This window comes from Kutzneria sp. NPDC051319 (assembly GCF_040682195.1).
In the GTDB taxonomy this organism is placed as follows: Bacteria; Actinomycetota; Actinomycetes; order Mycobacteriales; family Pseudonocardiaceae; genus Kutzneria.
Window position 1 is genome coordinate 116,441 of record NZ_JBFBAM010000015.1, and the last position, 16,391, is coordinate 132,831.

At 71.3% G+C, this 16,391-nt stretch carries 17 protein-coding genes; 13 read left to right on the top strand and 4 right to left on the bottom strand.

Annotated features, from left to right (window positions below; all coding sequences use genetic code 11):
- Position 1 precedes the first annotated feature (1 nt).
- Positions 2 to 1,405: a HAMP domain-containing sensor histidine kinase gene (locus tag AB0M73_RS17985; protein WP_363891726.1), complete on the top strand. Its 1,404-nt coding sequence runs from the start codon at positions 2 to 4 to the stop codon at positions 1,403 to 1,405.
- Positions 1,406 to 1,452: 47 nt separating this feature from the next.
- Here the strand turns inward: AB0M73_RS17985 and AB0M73_RS17990 are convergent, their stop codons facing one another.
- Positions 1,453 to 2,424, bottom strand: coding sequence for a TAXI family TRAP transporter solute-binding subunit (locus AB0M73_RS17990; protein WP_363891727.1), 972 nt, complete (start codon positions 2,422 to 2,424; stop codon positions 1,453 to 1,455).
- Between the two features lie 66 nt (positions 2,425 to 2,490).
- Between AB0M73_RS17990 and miaB the strand changes: the two genes are divergently transcribed.
- Positions 2,491 to 3,954, top strand: a complete 1,464-nt coding sequence (gene miaB, locus AB0M73_RS17995; RefSeq protein ID WP_363891728.1) for a tRNA (N6-isopentenyl adenosine(37)-C2)-methylthiotransferase MiaB — start codon at positions 2,491 to 2,493, stop codon at positions 3,952 to 3,954.
- Positions 3,951 to 4,424, top strand: a complete 474-nt coding sequence (locus AB0M73_RS18000; protein ID WP_157495040.1) for a hypothetical protein — start codon at positions 3,951 to 3,953, stop codon at positions 4,422 to 4,424. The genes miaB and AB0M73_RS18000 overlap by 4 nt, the downstream gene beginning before the upstream one ends.
- 131 nt (positions 4,425 to 4,555) lie before the next feature.
- On the opposite strand, the gene AB0M73_RS18005 is transcribed toward AB0M73_RS18000, so the two are convergent.
- Positions 4,556 to 5,962, bottom strand: a complete 1,407-nt coding sequence (locus tag AB0M73_RS18005) for a DUF349 domain-containing protein (protein WP_363891729.1) — start codon at positions 5,960 to 5,962, stop codon at positions 4,556 to 4,558.
- A 177-nt stretch (positions 5,963 to 6,139) separates the two neighbouring features.
- Between AB0M73_RS18005 and AB0M73_RS18010 the strand changes: the two genes are divergently transcribed.
- Genes AB0M73_RS18010 through AB0M73_RS18030 form a run of 5 tightly spaced genes read left to right on the top strand, consistent with a single transcriptional unit; the run spans position 6,140 to position 10,527 of the window.
- Positions 6,140 to 6,847, top strand: a complete 708-nt coding sequence (locus tag AB0M73_RS18010; protein WP_363891730.1) for a hypothetical protein — start codon at positions 6,140 to 6,142, stop codon at positions 6,845 to 6,847.
- Between the two features lie 2 nt (positions 6,848 to 6,849).
- Positions 6,850 to 7,743: a tRNA (adenosine(37)-N6)-dimethylallyltransferase MiaA gene (gene miaA / locus AB0M73_RS18015; RefSeq protein WP_363891807.1), complete on the top strand. Its 894-nt coding sequence runs from the start codon at positions 6,850 to 6,852 to the stop codon at positions 7,741 to 7,743.
- A 4-nt stretch (positions 7,744 to 7,747) separates the two neighbouring features.
- The gene (gene dapF, locus AB0M73_RS18020; protein ID WP_363891731.1) at positions 7,748 to 8,563 is read left to right on the top strand and encodes a diaminopimelate epimerase; all 816 of its coding nucleotides are present in this window, start codon (positions 7,748 to 7,750) and stop codon (positions 8,561 to 8,563) included.
- Positions 8,564 to 8,590: 27 nt separating this feature from the next.
- Positions 8,591 to 9,592: a hypothetical protein gene (locus tag AB0M73_RS18025; RefSeq protein WP_363891732.1), complete on the top strand. Its 1,002-nt coding sequence runs from the start codon at positions 8,591 to 8,593 to the stop codon at positions 9,590 to 9,592.
- 53 nt (positions 9,593 to 9,645) lie between these two features.
- Positions 9,646 to 10,527: a hypothetical protein gene (locus AB0M73_RS18030; protein WP_363891733.1), complete on the top strand. Its 882-nt coding sequence runs from the start codon at positions 9,646 to 9,648 to the stop codon at positions 10,525 to 10,527.
- 60 nt (positions 10,528 to 10,587) lie between these two features.
- Here the strand turns inward: AB0M73_RS18030 and AB0M73_RS18035 are convergent, their stop codons facing one another.
- Positions 10,588 to 11,826, bottom strand: coding sequence for an MFS transporter (locus AB0M73_RS18035; protein ID WP_363891808.1), 1,239 nt, complete (start codon positions 11,824 to 11,826; stop codon positions 10,588 to 10,590).
- Between the two features lie 44 nt (positions 11,827 to 11,870).
- Here AB0M73_RS18035 and AB0M73_RS18040 point away from each other — a divergent pair, with 44 nt between their 5' ends.
- The 3 genes from AB0M73_RS18040 (at position 11,871) to tatA (ending at position 14,220) form a co-directional block, all read left to right on the top strand.
- Positions 11,871 to 12,386, top strand: a complete 516-nt coding sequence (locus AB0M73_RS18040) for a winged helix-turn-helix domain-containing protein (RefSeq protein ID WP_363891734.1) — start codon at positions 11,871 to 11,873, stop codon at positions 12,384 to 12,386.
- A 43-nt stretch (positions 12,387 to 12,429) separates the two neighbouring features.
- On the top strand, positions 12,430 to 13,875 hold the full coding sequence (gene hflX, locus AB0M73_RS18045; RefSeq protein ID WP_363891735.1) for a GTPase HflX: 1,446 nt from the start codon (positions 12,430 to 12,432) through the stop codon (positions 13,873 to 13,875).
- A 66-nt stretch (positions 13,876 to 13,941) separates the two neighbouring features.
- Positions 13,942 to 14,220 (top strand): Sec-independent protein translocase subunit TatA, encoded by a 279-nt coding sequence (gene tatA, locus AB0M73_RS18050; protein WP_363891736.1) that lies wholly within the window; start codon positions 13,942 to 13,944, stop codon positions 14,218 to 14,220.
- Between the two features lie 73 nt (positions 14,221 to 14,293).
- On the opposite strand, the gene lexA is transcribed toward tatA, so the two are convergent.
- Positions 14,294 to 14,953: a transcriptional repressor LexA gene (lexA, locus tag AB0M73_RS18055; RefSeq protein WP_363891809.1), complete on the bottom strand. Its 660-nt coding sequence runs from the start codon at positions 14,951 to 14,953 to the stop codon at positions 14,294 to 14,296.
- Between the two features lie 255 nt (positions 14,954 to 15,208).
- On the opposite strand from lexA, the gene AB0M73_RS18060 reads away from it, so the two are divergent.
- Complete coding sequence (locus tag AB0M73_RS18060; protein WP_363891737.1) at positions 15,209 to 15,634, top strand: LysM peptidoglycan-binding domain-containing protein; 426 nt, start codon at positions 15,209 to 15,211, stop codon at positions 15,632 to 15,634.
- A gap of 232 nt (positions 15,635 to 15,866) precedes the next feature.
- Positions 15,867 to 16,361, top strand: coding sequence for a transcriptional regulator NrdR (gene nrdR, locus AB0M73_RS18065; RefSeq protein WP_363891738.1), 495 nt, complete (start codon positions 15,867 to 15,869; stop codon positions 16,359 to 16,361).
- The last annotated feature ends 30 nt before the right edge of the window (positions 16,362 to 16,391 follow it).

Genomic DNA, 16,391 nt, shown 5'->3' on the forward strand with positions numbered 1-16,391 from the left:
GGTGCGCACGCGGCTGCTCGGCAGCTTTGTCATCGTCGTCGCGATCCTGGTGCTGGGCCTGGGGATTCCGCTGGCGCTGACGTTCGCGCAGAACTTCCAGAGCGTGCTGTTCGTCGACCGGGCGGCCGACACCAGCCGGTACGCCTCGCTGTCGCAGCGGCAGCTGGTCAACGGCGGCGAGGACCAGAGCCTGCGGGACCAGCTGACCAGTTACCACGACGCCTACGACATCGCGGTGGCCGTGTTCGACCGGGGCGACCAGGCCCCCGACGGCTCGTTCCAGGTGCTCAGCCAGGCCGGGTCGCGCATCGACCCGACCGACGCCGCCGTGCACGACGACCTGGTCAACGCCCGCGCCGGCCGCGGCACCCAGCAGGGCGCCCTGCTGATGCCGTGGAACAGCGCGCCGATGGTCGTCGCCGAGCCCGTGCTGATCAACGGCGAGGTGCGCGGCGTTGTCGTCACGTCCTCGCCGACCGACCACACCCGGACGCTGATCTGGTTGTCCTGGGCGGCAATCCTGGTCGGCGGCGCGCTGTCGGTGGGGTTGGCCGTGCTGGTGGCGCTGCCGCTGGTGCGCTGGATGCTGCGGCCGGTTCTGTTGCTGGACAGCGCGACCGCCGGGCTGCTGCCGTCGATCGTCAACGGGCGCAAGGTGGATCCGGTCGGCAGCGACATCGGGCCGCCCGAGCTGCGGCGGCTCACCCGGTCCTTCGACCAGATGGCCGTCAGCGTCAGCGATGTGCTCGCCGCGCAGCGGGCCTTCGTCGCCGACGCGTCGCACCAGCTGCGCAATCCCTTGACCGCGCTGCGAATCCGTCTGTCCAATCTGGAGGGTCACGTCGATCCCGACGTGCAGGAGCAGCAGGCCGCCGCGCTGGAGGAGGCCGACCGGCTCAACCGGATCCTGGACGAGCTGCTGGCCATGGCCCGCGCGGAATCCTCTTCCGTGGACCCGGTTCCCGTCGATGTGGACCAGGCCGTGAGCGCGCGTCTGCGGGCCTGGCAGGCCGTGGCCACCGCCAAGGGCGTCGCGCTCGTGCTGGACGGCGAGCCCGGCGGCACCGCCCTGGTTCCGCCCCGGGGCCTCGAGACCGTGCTCGATGCGTTGCTGGACAACGCTTTGAAGTTCACCGGCGACGACACCCTGGTGACGGTCGAGGTGCGCCGCGTCGACGGCCGCGTGCGGCTGACCGTGCGTGATCACGGGCCGGGGCTGGAACCCGACGAGCTGGAGCGGGCCACCGACCGCTTCTGGCGCAGCGCCGCCCACCAGAACGTGCGGGGCTCGGGCCTCGGGCTGGCGATCGTGCGGCTGCTGGTGGAGCGGGTCGGCGGCACCGTCGAGCTGACCCTGCCCGAAGGCGGCGGCCTCCGCGTCTCCTTCGACGTGCCGGCGCTTTGAGGTTCGGAAGGGACCATTCCTCCACTCGGAGTGGAGGAATGGTCCCTTCACACCTTCGCTGAGCGGTAGTACTCCAGCGCGCCGTCGTGCAGCTGGATCGGCCGGGTCTCGATGGCCGAGCGGCGGTCGATCAGCTGGGCGGCCAGCGCCACCACCTGGTCCCGGTCCGTGGCGAGATCGGGTTGGGCGTCGAACAGCGAGCGCACCAGCGCCTGGGCCTCGTCGGCCGGCATGTCCTCGCGGACCATGAGCAGGTTGTGCACGGCCAGCGTGCTCACCGGCTTGTCGCCCTGCTTCAGCTGCGGATAGGCGGTCGCGGGCACCGTCTCCACGTTGTAGTAGGTCAGGTTCTTCAGCCTCAGCGTGGACAGGTCGAGCATGCGCAGCTGGTCGCGGTGGTCCTTCATGGTGGCGGTGATGTCCGGCGTGGGCAGGCCGCCGGACCAGAACAGCGCGTCACGCTGCCCGGCGACCAGCCGGTCCAGCGACTCGTGCAGGGTGTCGAGGTGGTAGTCCGGGCTCGTCTCGGGCAGCCCGGCCACGGCCAGCAGGTTCGTGGACACGACCTTGACGCCGGAGTTCGCGCTGCCGATCGACACCGATCGTCCGCGCAGGTCGGACAGCTCCTGGATCGGCGAGTCGTCGCGGACCAGGACCTGGATGTAGTCGTCGTAGATGCGGGCCAGCGCCCGTAGCCCGTCCGCGGCGGGCCGGCCCGTGGCGGCGTCCCGGCTCGCGGCCGCGTCGGCGGCCACGAAGCCGACATCGGCCTGGTTGTTCCGCAGCTGGGTCAGGTTGTCCACCGAGCCGTTGGTCTGGTGCACCTTCCTGGCCACACCGAGCTGCTCCTGCCACACGTCGGCCAGGCGGGACCCCAGCGTGAAGTAGACGCCGCCGGGGCCGCCCGTCGCGATGCGCAGCTGCACGCCGGACAGGCTGGAACCGCAGGCCGCTAGCGTCGGGCCGGCGAGCGTCGCAGCGGCCCCTAGCATGATCAGGGCCCGTCGTGTCAGTGGCACCTGTCCATCCTGCCAGCACGGGGTTCTACCCTGGGACCGAGCGGTCGTCGGGAAGAGGTAGATGCAGTGACACGGAGTTACGAGATTCGCACGTTCGGTTGCCAGATGAACGTGCACGACTCCGAGCGGCTGGCCGGCATGCTCGAAGACGCCGGCTACACGCCCGCGAGCGAGGGCGGCGCGCCCGACCTGGTCGTGTTCAACACGTGCGCGGTCCGCGAGAACGCCGACAACAAGCTGTACGGCACCCTGGGGCACATGCGGCCGATGAAGACCGCCAACCCCGACATGCAGGTGGCCGTCGGCGGCTGCCTCGCGCAGAAGGACCGCGGCGCCATCGTCGAGCGGGCCCCGTGGGTGGACGTCGTGTTCGGCACCCACAACATCGGCTCGCTGCCCACGCTGCTGGAGCGCGCCCGGCACAACAACGAGGCCCAGGTCGAGATCCTGGAGTCGCTGGAGACCTTCCCGTCCACGCTGCCGGCCCGCCGCGACTCCGCCTACTCGGGCTGGGTGTCGATCTCCGTGGGCTGCAACAACACCTGCACCTTCTGCATCGTGCCGTCCTTGCGCGGCAAGGAGAAGGACCGCCGGCCGGGCGACGTGCTGGCCGAGGTGCAGGCCCTGGTCGACGAGGGCGTGCTGGAGGTGACGCTGCTGGGCCAGAACGTCAACTCCTACGGCGTCGAGTTCGGCGACCGGCTGGCCTTCGGCAAGCTGCTGCGGGCGGCCGGGGAGATCGACGGGCTGGAGCGGATCCGCTTCACCTCCCCGCACCCCAAGGACTTCACCGACGACGTGATCGCCGCCATGGCCGAGACGCCCGCGGTCTGCCACCAGCTGCACATGCCGCTGCAGTCCGGCTCGGACCGGCTGCTCAAGGAGATGCGACGGTCCTACCGGACCGAGAAGTACCTGGGCATCCTGGACAAGGTGCGGGCCGCCATGCCCGACGCCGCGATCACCACCGACATCATCGTCGGCTTCCCCGGTGAGACCGAGGAGGACTTCCAGGGCACCCTGGACGTGGTGGCGCGGGCCGGCTTCGCCAGCGCCTTCACGTTCCAGTACTCCAAGCGTCCCGGCACGCCCGCGGCCGAGATGGACGGGCAGCTGCCCAAGGAGGTCGTGCAGGAGCGGTTCGACCGGCTGATCGCCTTGCAGGAGGCCAACTCCCTGGCCGGCAACCAGGCGCAGGTCGGCCGGGAGATCGAGGTGCTCGTCGCGCAGGGCGAGGGCCGTCGCGACGGGGAGACCCAGCGGCTGAGCGGCCGGGCCCGTGACGGCCGGCTCGTGCACTTCGCCGCCACGCCCGGCGTCCGCGCCGGCGACGTCGTGCACACCGTCGTCACCTACGCCGCCCCGCACTACCTGGTCGCCGACGGGGCCATCGTCGCCCACCGGCGGACCAGGGCCGGGGACAACACCGAGGCCGGTTTGCGGCCCAAGACCTCGGGGGTAAGCCTGGGGCTGCCCTCGTTCGGCACGCCGGCCCCACTCGCGCCGGCGGGAGGATGTGCGATCCAGTGACTGACGACTTGTCCGACCTTCAGGTAGAGGTGCCCAAGGCCCCTCGCCGCGCGTTCCGCCAGATCGACCCCGGTGCCCGCGCCATGGTCATCGCCGTCTGCGTGATGCTCATGATCGTGTCCGCCCTGCTGCCCTGGGTCGAGGGCGCCAGCGGCTGGCAGGTCCTGTTCGGCCTGTCGCCCAAGGGAACCGTGGTCGGCCTGGTGCCGATCCTGTTCGCCGTCTGCTCGATGCTGTTCGGCGTGCTGCTGTCCGGCGCCGCCCTGGTGACCCGCCTGTGGGCGCTGGCCTTCGTCTCCGCCGCCGGCTGCGGCTTCAGCCTGCTGACATCCCTGCTGGCCATCTGGTCCCAGCAGTCGACCTCCAGCCACGAGCCGGGGCCCGGCCCGGGCATCGGCATCATCCTGGGGCTGCTGACCCTGGTCGTGCTGACCTTCCAGTGGGTGAAACTCACCTTCAGCCGCGACTGAGCTGTGTTTTTGGCGCCGCCTTCGGCGTCGCGGCTCGGCCGAGCGCTCTCCTGCGTCGGCGGGTTTGCCCGAACACAGAACTGAGGCCCCGCCGATCAATCTGGCGGGGCCTCAGTTCGTGTCCTACTAACTCACCGCGTGGCGACGGCTTGCTCGGCGGCGGCGAGCCACTCGCGCCACTGGGCGGCCTGGGCCTCGGCCTGCTCGGCGCGGCGCTTGTCGCCGGCCGACCGGGCCTTCTCGGCCTGGGCCTCGAACTGGCTGACGCGCTCACGGAACTGCGCCACCCGGGCCTCGGCCTCCGGGTCGGTGCGGCGCCACTGGGCGTCGACCGCGCCGCGGACCCGCTCCTCGATGGTCCGCAGCCGGCCCTCCAGCTCGCGCACCCGCTCGCGCGGCACCTTGCCGACCTGGTCCCAGCGCTCCTGCAGCTTGTACAGGGCGTTGCGGGCCGCCTCGAGGCCGTTGGCCGGGTCGATGGCCTCGGCCTCGGCCAGCAGCTCCTCCTTGAGCTTGGCGTTCGTGCCGAACTCGGCGTCCCGCTCGTCGAAGGCCGCGGACCGGCGCGCGAAGAACTTGTCCTGCGCGGCCCGGAACGCCTGCCACAGGGCGTCGTCGGACTCCTTGGGAGCGCGGCCGGCGGCCTTCCACTCGATCATGAGGTCCTTGTAGCGCCCGGCGGTGACGCCCCAGTCGTCCGAACCGGCCAACTGCTCGGCCTCGTCGACCAGCTCCTGCTTGCGGGTCTTGGCCGTCGACCGCTGCCGGTCGAGGTCGGCGAAGTGCGCGCCCCGGCGCCGGTTGAAGGCGTCCCGGGCCTTGGAGAACCGCCGCCACAGCTGCTCGTCGGTCTTGCGGTCGACGCCGCGGATGGTCTTCCACTCGTCGAGGATGGCCCGCAGCCGGTCGCCGGCCGACTTCCACTGGGTCGACTCGTTGGCCAGCGTCTCCGCCTCTTCGACCAGCGTCTGCTTGCGCTGCGCCGACTCGGCGCGGGCCGCGTCGCGGGCCACCTTCGCCTTGTCCACGGCCACGCCGGCGCTGGCGATCACGAAGTCCACCCGGGCCCGCAGCGCCACCAGGTCGCCGACCACGGCCGCGTCGGCCAGGCCGTCGCGCACGTGCTTGGCGCTGGTCAGCGCCTGCTTCGGGTCGCCGGCGCCGGACTTGAGCCGGGCCTCCAGCAACTCGACCTCGGTGCGCATGTCGTCGAAGCGGCGGGCGAAGTGGGCCAGCCCCTCGGCGGGCTCCCCGGCCTGCCACGAGCCGACCTCGCGCTCACCGGCCCCGGAGGGGTCCTCGGGGACCTTGACGTAGACCTTGCCGGCCTCGTCCACCCGGCCCCACCGGGTCGGATCGTCCGAGGCGACCGGCACCGGCGGCGGAGTGGACCCTGCCGTCCCGGCGCCGCCCGAACTGGCCCCAGTGGGGTTGACCCGCCCCGCCTCGTCCTGCGCCACCGGCGCCACTTCCGTGGCCACCTGGCCCGCAGTCGCCTGCTCAACCCCGTCCACCGGGGCCGTGTCCTGGTCCGTCATCGCCGGCTTCCTCCTCGCCTGCCACCATGAGCCCGTGCCGGGGCACGAGCGCCCCGCACACCGGCGAGGCCCAAACGACCGGGTACTTCGAACGCGTGGTCCGAATACCTTCGCCGGGCATTCAAACAGGTCAGGGCTCGACTGTGTACTCCGAGTCGGCAGGTAGCGTGCCGTATCGTGATCGTAGGCGTTGCCGTGGTGCCCCATCCGCCCCTGCTGGTACCCGAACTGGTGGCCGGCGCGGTGGCCGAGACGGAGGCCGTCAGACGCGCCTGTGTGGCCGCGGGCAAGCGGCTTGCCGCACTCGGCCGGGACTGGCTGGCGATCGCCGCCGATTCCCGTTTTTGCGGTCTGACCAGCGCGGATGCCGTCGGCACCTTTCGCGGCTACGGCGTCGACAAGATCGTTTCGCTGGCCGAGGGCAACGACGTCGACGACGTCGAGCCGGGATTGCCGCTGCCCGTTCTGGTCGCCGGCTGGCTGCGGGAGCAGGCCGGGGCGGAGCGCGTCGTCGTCCAGACGATCAATCCTGTGGATTCGGTGAACGACAGTCGGCGAGTGGGTGAACGGCTCGCCCGACAGGACCGTCCGGTCGGCCTGCTGGTGCTGGGGGACGGGTCGAGCCGGCATCCTGGGCCCTCGGGTCACCCCGATGAGCGATCGGTCGACTACGACCGGCGAGTGCGGGACGCCCTGGCTTCCGCCGACCTGGACGCGCTGCTCGGTCTCGACGTGGAGCTGGCGACCGAGCTGGACGTGTCAGGTCGGGCGGCTTGGCAGGCGTTGGCCGGGGCCGCCGCCGGCCGGTCGTGGCGGGCCGAGCTGTTGTACTCCGATGCCCCGTTCGGCGTCGGGTACCACGTGGCGTGCTGGGAGCCGGCGTGAATGTGAGCGCCATCGCGGTGGTCGGTCCGACCGCCGCCGGCAAGTCCGACCTGGGTGTGGAGCTGGCCCGGCGGTTCGGCGGCGAGGTGATCAACGCCGACGCCCTGCAGTTGTACCGGGGCATGGACATCGGCACCGCCAAGTTGTCCCTGGTCGAGCGCCGTGGCGTGCCCCATCACATGTTGGACGTGCTCGACGTGACCGAGACCGCCTCCGTCGCCGCCTATCAGCGGCAGACCCGGGAGCTGGTGGAGCGGCTGATCGCCTCCGGCGTGACGCCCGTCCTCGTCGGCGGCTCCGGGCTCTACATCCAGGCCGTGCTCGACGAACTGGAGTTCCCCGGCACCGATGCCGCCACCCGTGCCCGCCTTGAGGTCGACCTAGCGGCGCTAGGTTCCGAAGCGATGCACGCAAAGCTAGCAACGCTAGATCCCCTGGCGGCGACCGCGATCCTGCCGTCCAACGGCCGCCGCGTGGTCCGGGCCCTTGAGGTCATCGAGCTCACCGGTCGCCCGTTCTCCGCCACCATGCCCAAGCGTGGCGAGCCCCGTTACGGCACGGTGCAGATCGGCATCGACCGCGACGTCGCCGAGTTGGACGCCCGCGTCGACCTCCGCGTCGAGCTCATGTTCTCCGCCGGCCTCGTCGACGAGGTCCGCTCCCTCGAACCACTCGGCCTCCGCTCCGGCCTCACCGCCTCCCGTGCGCTGGGCTACCAGCAGGCGTTGGCTTACCTGGACGGCTCGTGCGACCTCGACACCGCCCGCTCCGACACCGCCCGCGCCACCCGCCGCTTCGTCCGTCGCCAGCGCTCCTGGTTCCGCCGCGACCAGCGCATCACCTGGTTCGACGGCACCCGCCCCGACCTGGCCGACGCCGTCAGCGCGCTACTCTGATCGGGTGGGTATCGAGTTCGTCAAGGGGCACGGCACCGAGAACGACTTCGTCGTGCTGCCCGACCCCGACGGCACCTTGGAGCTGACCGAGGCACGCGTCCAGGCGCTGTGCGACCGCCAGCGCGGGCTCGGCGCCGACGGCGTGCTTCGCGTCGTGCCCAACAAGGTCTTCGCCGGCGCCGGTGACGGCTGGTTCATGGACTACCGCAACGCCGACGGCTCCATCGCCGAGATGTGCGGCAACGGCGTCCGGGTCTTCGCCGCCTACCTCGTCGACGCCGGCCTGGCCTCGCCCGGCGAGTTCGTCGTCGGCACCCGCGCCGGCGACCGGCCCGTCGTCGTGCACCCCGACGGCTCCGTCACCGTGCAGATGGGCCCCGCCCGCGTCACCGGCCGGTCCACCGCCACCCTCGGCGGCGTCTCCTTCCCCGGCGTCGCCGTCGACGTCGGCAACCCGCACCTCGTCTGCGTCACCGACGTCCCCGTCGCCTCCCTCGACCTCTCCACCGCCCCCGGCCGCGACCAGTCCTTCTTCCCCCACGGCGTCAACGTCGAGTTCGTCAATCGCCTCGCCCCCGACGCCCTCGCCATGCGCGTCCACGAGCGTGGCGTCGGCGAGACCCGCTCCTGCGGCACCGGCACCGTCGCGACCGTCGCCGCCCACCTCCACCTCGCCGGCCTCTCCACCGGCTCCGCCACCGTCTCCATCCTCGGCGGCCAGGTCGCCGTCACCATCGACGACACCGACAGCACCCTCACCGGCCCCGCCGTCCTCGTCGCCCGCGGCGAGCTCAGCGACGCCTGGTGGTCCTCGCTCTGAGTCGGCCCGGCAGGGAAGACTGGAACCGTGCGTGAGGTTCATCGGGACGTGATCGCCGTGGCGGGGGCGAAGACGCTGGCCTGGATCGACGGGACGCTCTACGACGTGGCGGCGGGGTGGCGATCGTTCCCGCTCGACGGGTCCGCGGGCAAGGCGAGGTTCAGCGGCTACGGCGAGCAGTTCGACGCCGTGACGGTGTCCCCCGGTGACGACGTGGTGGCGCTGGTCGCCAGCACGGGAACGAAGGGCCTGCTGCTGGCGGCGGACGGCAGTCGGATCCGCGAGGTGAACCGGAGCTTCTACCGGGCGTCCAACTACCGATACCCGTTGGCGCTGTGCACGTTGCCGGACGGCCGGACGGGCGTTGTGCACTGTCCGGACGAGTACAACCGGCTGGAGGTCGAGGTCGTCGAGACCGGCGAGGGGCTCACCGCCGGCGCCGACCGCGATCCGGTGGACTTCTTCCATTCGCGGTTGGCGGTCTCGCCGAGCGGCCGATATCTGCTCAGTGCCGGCTGGGTCTGGCATCCATGGGACAGCCTGTACGTCTACGACCTGGCGGGGGCGTTGGCCGACCCGGCGGCCCTCGATTCCTTCGGCGACGTGTTCGATCTGCGGGGACTTGTCCAGGCAGAGGTCGCCGGCGCCTGTTTCCTCGGCGATGACGTCGTGGTGAGCACGTCCGAGGAGGAGAACGACCCGGAGGGGCCCGACGATCTGGGGCCGAACATGCTGGTGCGGTGGTCGCCCGTGACCAGGACGTTCACCTGGCGCCGGCAGCTCGACGCGACGCCCGGCGATCTCGTCGCGATGGCCGGCGACATTCTGGCCTTGTACGGGCATCCCCGGCTGTACGACGCCGCGACCGGCGACCTGGTCGCGGAGTGGCCGGACCTCTCGACCGGCAACGCTATGAGCGCCATCGTGCGCGACGCCGTCACGGGGCCGGCTCGGGTGGCGGTCGACGATGCCAACCGCCGCTTCGCGGTCACCGACGGAGAGCGGATCACCGTCGTTCACCTCGGCTGACCTGTGTCCGTTCCGTTCAAGACGTCGGCACGACCACCAGTCATGCTGGGGCCATGGACGTTGACCTGGAGCGGGCGGCGGGGTTTCTGGCCGGGCACGGGCGGGTGCTGGACCGGCGGAGGTTCGATCTGCTGGTGGGGGAGGGGAATCCCGAGGCGGTGCTGGCGGCGGTGGACGGGTATCGGAACGCCGACGGGGGATACGGCTGGGGGCTGGAGCCGGACCTGAGGGCGGGGGAGAGCCAACCAGGCGGAGCGCTGCACGCGTTTGAGGTGTTCGAAGAGCTAGCGCCGCTAACCACCCCGAGGGCGGTGGAGCTGTGCGACTGGCTGGAGACGGTGACGCTGGCCGACGGGGGCCTGCCGATGGCGGTGGGGGTGAAGGACCCGACCGGGTGTGCGCCGTTCTGGGCGGAGGCGGATCCGACGGTGTCGACGTTGCAGAGCACGGCGTTCGCGGCGGGGGCGGCGCGGCGGGTGGCGAAGCACGACCCGGCGGTGGCGGGGCATCCATGGCTGGAGAAGGCGACGAAGTACTGCCTGGGCGCCATAAAAGGGCTCCACGAAAGGCCGCACGCGATTGTGCTGGGGTTTGCGGTGAGGTTTCTCGACGCGCTGGAGGGCCCGGAGGCGGCGGAGCTGCTGACACGGCTGGGGAGGTTCGTGCCGAGGAGTGGACTGGCGCCGGTGGACGGGGGAAGCGAGGGGGAAACGTTGCGGGCGCTGGACTTCGCCCCGGTGCCGGGCAGCCCGGCCAGTGCGCTGCTGGACGACGGCGTGATCGAGGCGGAGCTGGAAAGGCTTGCGCGGCAACAACAAGAAGACGGTGGCTGGACGGTGGACTTCGCCAGCTACTCGCCGGCGGCGGCGCTGGAATGGCGCGGATACGCGACGGTGCGAGCGGTGGCGACGCTGAGGCGAGCGGGCAGGCTGTGAGCCACGTGCGGGTTCCGTCGTGTGCTAGGACAACGGAACCCGCACGGGCGCCCGCGCAGGTCAGACGGCCTGCGAGGTCGGGAGGTCGCGCATGGTGCGCAACGGGGAGGCGAGCAGCCAGACCACGGCGAGCATCTCGCCGACGGAGCCCACCCAGAGGGCGCCGCGAGGGGTGAGCCAGGCGGCCAGGGCGCCGCCGATGAGGCCGCCGATGGGGATGGTGCCCCAGACGATGAACCGCACGGAGGCGTTCATGCGCCCCAACAGGTGATCGGGGCAGATGGCCTGCCGGTAGCTGACCTGGGCGACGTTGTAGACGACGGCGCCGAAACCGAAGCCCAGCCCGGCGACGGCGAACAGGGACAGTGCCCAACCGGTTTGGGTCAGCGGCATGAGCAGCGCGAACGGGCCGCTGACGAGCATGCTGAGCCAGATGATCCGGGCCTGCCCGAACCGCCGGCTCCACCGGGTGGCGGTGACGCTGCCGATGAACGCCCCGACGCCGCTGGCGGTCATGACCAGACCGGCGATGCCGGTGCTGACGCCGAGTTGGCGGATCAGGAACAGCAGCGTGGCGGCGCCGGAGACGGCGCTGAACAGGTTGGACGTGCCGGTGCAGAAGGTGATGGCCCGCAGCGTCGGCTGATGGAGGACGAACCGCAGCCCCTCGGCGATGTCGGCCCGCATGCCCCGCCGCTCGGTCCGTACGGGCTCGGGCTCGTCGGACCGGATCCGCAGCAGGAACAACGCGGAGGCGAGGAAACCCAACGACGTCGACAGCACGGACGTCGCGGCGCCGACGGCCTGCACGAGCAGACCGGCCAGCGCGGGCCCGGAGACCTGCGCCGCGGACTGGCTGACCTGGAGCTTCGCGTTGCCCTCGACGATGTGCTCACGGCCGACGAGCGACGGCAGGTAGGACTGGTACGCCACGTCGAAGAACACCGTTAGCAGGCCGACCAGCAGGGCCACGACGATGAGCTGGGCGACGGTCAGCACGTGCAGCCACCACGCGGCGGGAATGGTCGCCAGCAACAGGAAGCGCCCGAGATCGGCCCGCAACATGAGCGGTCTTCGCCGCAGCCGGTCGACCCAGACGCCGGCGGGCAGCCCGACGAGCAGGAACGCGGCGGTCTCGGCGGCGGACAGCACGCCGACCTCGAACGGGGTGGCGGCGAGCTGCGTGACGGCGAGGGCGGGCACGGCGAACTGGCCGATGGCGGCGCCGAACTGGCTGAGTGTGTCGCCGGCCCATAACCGGCGGAAGTCACGGTGCTGCCACAGGGACATGCGCGCCAGCCTCGACGACTGATTGGAAACTGTCAATCAGTTACCCTGGAGGCGTGCCGCTCGCCGTCAAGAAACGCCCCGCGACCAGGGTCGAAGCCGCCGCCCTCGCCTCGGACGTGAGGCTGCGCATCATTCGCCTCACGCAGGGCCGGGCGCTGACCAACAAGGAGCTCGCGGCGGCGCTGGGCAAGGACCCGGCGACCACGCTGCACCACGTGCGCAAACTCGTGGACACGGGCTTCCTGGTCGAGCAGCCGCCCCGCCGCGGCACCCGGGGTTCCCGCGAGAAGCCGTACCTGGGCACGAATCTGTCGATCACCCTCAGCTTCGACGAGCACGAGGAGCGGGCGGCGGTCAGCGAGGCGGCGCTGGGCGCCTTCCTCGGCGAGATCGCCGACCTCGGCGTGGCCGCCGCCGACCTCACCCGGGTGGTCTACCAGCTGCCGGCCGAGCAGACCGCGGAGCTGCTGTCCCGGCTGCACGCGGTGCTCGCCGACTACGTCGACCTGCCCTACGACCCGGCCGCCGACCGGGTGGCGATCTTCCTGGCCAGCTACCACGGCGGATGAGGCGGTAACGGAGTGGACAGCACGTGGGAGAATAGATGTCAAGATGACGGAAACCTACGCATTCGATCCTGACGACACCGCCGACGACGAGCTGGTGTCGACCGGCGAGCTCGAGCTCGCCGACCGCGCGGCGCTGCGCCGCATTGTGGGGCTGTCCACCGAACTCGAGGACATCACCGAGGTCGAGTACCGCCGGCTCCGGCTGGAGCGGGTCGTGCTCGTCGGGGTGTGGACCGAGGGCAACGCCGCGGACGCCGAGGCCTCGCTGGCCGAGCTGGCTCGACTCGCCGAGACGGCGGGCTCGCACGTGCTGCAGGGCCTGGTCCAGCGCCGCGACCGCCCCGACCCGGCGACCTACGTCGGCTCGGGCAAGGTGATCGAGGTGCGGGACGTGGTCGTGGCCACCGGCGCCGACACGGTCATCTGCGACGGCGAGCTCTCGTCCGGCCAGCTGCGCAACCTGGAGGACCGGCTCAAGGTCAAGGTGGTCGACCGGACCGCCCTGATCCTGGACATCTTCGCCCAGCACGCCCAGTCCAAGGAGGGCAAGGCGCAGGTGGAGCTGGCTCAGCTCCAGTACCTGCTGCCGCGCCTGCGCGGCTGGGGCTCGGCGATGTCCCGGCAGGCCGGCGGCCGGGCCGGCGGCGCGACCGGCGGTGTGGGTCTGCGTGGTCCCGGTGAGACCAAGCTCGAGACCGACCGCCGCCGCATCCACAAGCGGATCTCCAAGCTGCGCAACGAGATCAAGGCGATGAGCGTGGTGCGCGACACCAAGCGCGGCCGGCGCGTGGCCAACGACGTGCCCAACGTGGCGATCGTCGGCTACACCAACGCCGGCAAGTCCAGCCTGCTCAACGCCATCACGTCGGCCGGCGTGCTGGTGGAGGACGCGCTGTTCGCCACCCTCGACCCGACCACCCGCCGCTCGCTGACCCCGGACGGCATGCAGTACACGCTGACCGACACGGTCGGCTTCGTCCGGCACCTGCCGCACCAGATCGTCGAGGCGTTCCGCTCCACCCTGGAGGAGGCCGCCGACGCCGACCTGCTGCTGCACGTGGTCGACGGCTCCGACCCGCGCCCCGAGTGGCAGGTCAGCGCCGTGCGCGAGGTGCTCAGCGAGATCGGCGGCGAGCTCAACCGGTCCATGCCGGCCGAACTGGTGGTGGTCAACAAGACCGACGCCGCCGACGAGGTCGCGCTGGCCCGGCTGCGCAACCTGCTGCCGGGGGCCGTGTTCGTCTCGGCCCGCACCGGCGACGGCATCGCCGCGCTGCGTGACGAGGTCCAGGGCCGGCTGCCCACGCCGAACCTGCTGGTCGAGGTCGTGGTGCCGTACACGCGGGGCGAGCTGGTGTCCCGGGTGCACACCGAGGGCGAGGTGCTGGCCGAGGAGCACACCGCGGAGGGCACGGCGCTCAAGGCCCGGGTCCGGGGCGACCTCGCGGGCGCTCTGGAGGCGTTCGCGGTGAACGGCACGCCCGCTTAGGTACCCCTGGTCCGCAACGGCGGTTACTGTAGGGGGACGAGGTTCATGCGGTGAGGAGGAACGGCTATGGGCGAGTTCAGCCCCTGGCACATTGCCATCGTGGCGCTGGTGTTCGTCGTGCTGTTCGGCGCACGGAAGCTGCCTGACGCGGCTCGCGGCATCGGACAGTCCCTGCGCATCTTCAAGGCGGAGATGAAGGCGGGCATCGACGGCGAGCCCAAGCCGGCCGAGACCCCGGCCCAGCCGGCGTCCACGGCCCAGTTCGCCGAGCCGCTGCCGGCCACGCCGGTGACGCCGCCCACCGTGGCGACCAGCCCCGTGCAGCAGCCGACCACCACGGCCTGAGACGGCGCCAGACGCGATCGGGCCCTTCCTGACGTGTTGTCAGGAAGGGCCCGATCGGCGTTTCCGGTGTTTCTCAGAGGCGGCGCAGCACGGCCACGACCTTGCCCAGGATCTCCGCCTCGTCGCCGAGGATCGGCTGGTAGGCCTCGTTGTGCGGCATCAGCCAGACGTGGTCGTCGCGCCGCTTGAACGTCTTCACGGTGGCCTCGCCGTCGATCATCGCGGCCACCACGTCGCCGTTCTCCGCGGTCGGCTGCTGGCGCACGGCCACGAAGTCGCCGTCGGTGATGGCGGCGTCGACCATCGAGTCGCCGACCACCTTGAGCAGGAACAGCGAGCCCTCGCCGACGATCTCCCTCGGCAGCGGGAACACGTCCTCGAACGACTGCTCGGCCAGGATCGGCCCACCGGCGGCGATCCGGCCGACCAACGGCACGTAGACCGGCTGGACCGTGGGCGTGGCCATGCCGCCCGACATCGTGGCGCCCTCGCCGGTCAGCATGCCGACCGCGCGGGGCCGGTTGGCGTCCCGGTGCAGGTAGCCCTTGCGCTGGAGCATCTTGAGCTGGTGCGACACCGACGAGGTCGAGGTCAGCCCGACCGCGTCGCCGATCTCGCGGATGCTCGGCGGGTAGCCCCGCCGCTCCACCGACTCCTGGATGACGCGCAGCACCTTGCGCTGACGCGGGGTCAGCCGCGGGTCCTGGGACGGCGAGTCCTCCCCCTCGTCCATCACCTCAACCACGGGACCTCCTACGTCGCTGTCGGCGCCCTTGCGTGCCATCACGCTGCCCTCCTCCTCGACGCCACCCTCCCCGGCGGCGCCCCATGCCCAGTGATCTTCAGGGTCCAACGGTAGCCCGCCGCGCCGATTCGATCAAACACCTGTTCGAAGGACACGCCGTCGAACACTCGACCCGGCTGGCTCCGTGTGGTACATCTTCGCACGGACGTTCGATAGAACGCCTGTTCGATCATGGGAGGCGAGATGGCGACCCAGGAGCTGCTGATCAGGCCGGGAACCCGCCGGACGCGAGTGCTGCGCACCGGCTCGGGCGACTTCCGCCGCCCTCCGGGCCGTCCCCGCCCCGTCATCGCCCCCGGTGTCGCCACCGCGGCCGCCTGCCGGCCGAGGCGGATGTCCGGTGGCGTGCAGCTGGCCCTGGTCGGCCTGCTGACCTTCGTCGCCTGCCTCGGTCTCGCCGCCGTGAACGGCCTGTCCTCGGCCGGCTCCGAACCCGTGCCGACCGGTGTCGCCACCGTGCAGGCGCAGGACGGCGAGACCCTGCCCCAGCTGGCCCACCGGGTCGTTCCGAACAGCTCCGTGGACGAGGTCGTCGAGCGCATCGTCAGGCTCAACCACCTCGGCGACCGGGCCCTGCACGCCGGGCAGCCGCTCCAGGTCCCCGCGTAGCACATCACTCGATCGGTGTTTCACCCGAGTGCCCGAGTGACATTTGGCGCACCATCTCTCTCAACACGTGGTCGGACGGCGTGTCGCGGTTTGCGTAGCGGCCCGGCGAGGCATACCTTCTACCCCTACATCTAGTGGTTCGCGGCGCTGAAGCTGTCCACAGATTGTGGGTAACCGCCCCCAACCTGTGGATGACTTGAGCCGTTGCAGGTCGGGGAGGAGTTGGGTCGCCGTGCGATGCCCGTTCTGTCGGCACCCGGACTCACGGGTGGTGGACTCCCGGGAGGTGGAGGAGGGCCAGGCGATCCGCCGGCGCCGCTCCTGCTCCCAGTGCAGCCGCCGCTTCACCACCGTCGAAGAGGCGGTGCTCGCCGTCGTCAAGCGCTCCGGCGTGACGGAGCCGTTCAGCCGGGACAAGGTCGTCACCGGTGTCCGCCGGGCCTGCCAGGGCCGCCCCGTGGACGAGGACGCCCTCCAGCAGCTGGCCCAGCGGGTCGAGGAGTCGATCCGCTCGACCGGCTGCGCCGAGATCCCCAGTCACGAGGTCGGGCTGGCCATCCTCGGCCCGCTGCGCGACCTCGACGGGGTCGCCTACCTGCGCTTCGCCAGCGTCTACCGCTCGTTCTCCTCGGTCGAGGACTTCGAGAAGGAGATCGCCGAGCTCAAGCGCGCCGAACACGACGCCGCCGGACAGCTGTCGCCTGAGCAGGAGCACGCGACCGAATAGATGACCAGACGAAGGCTTCGCCGTCCCGTG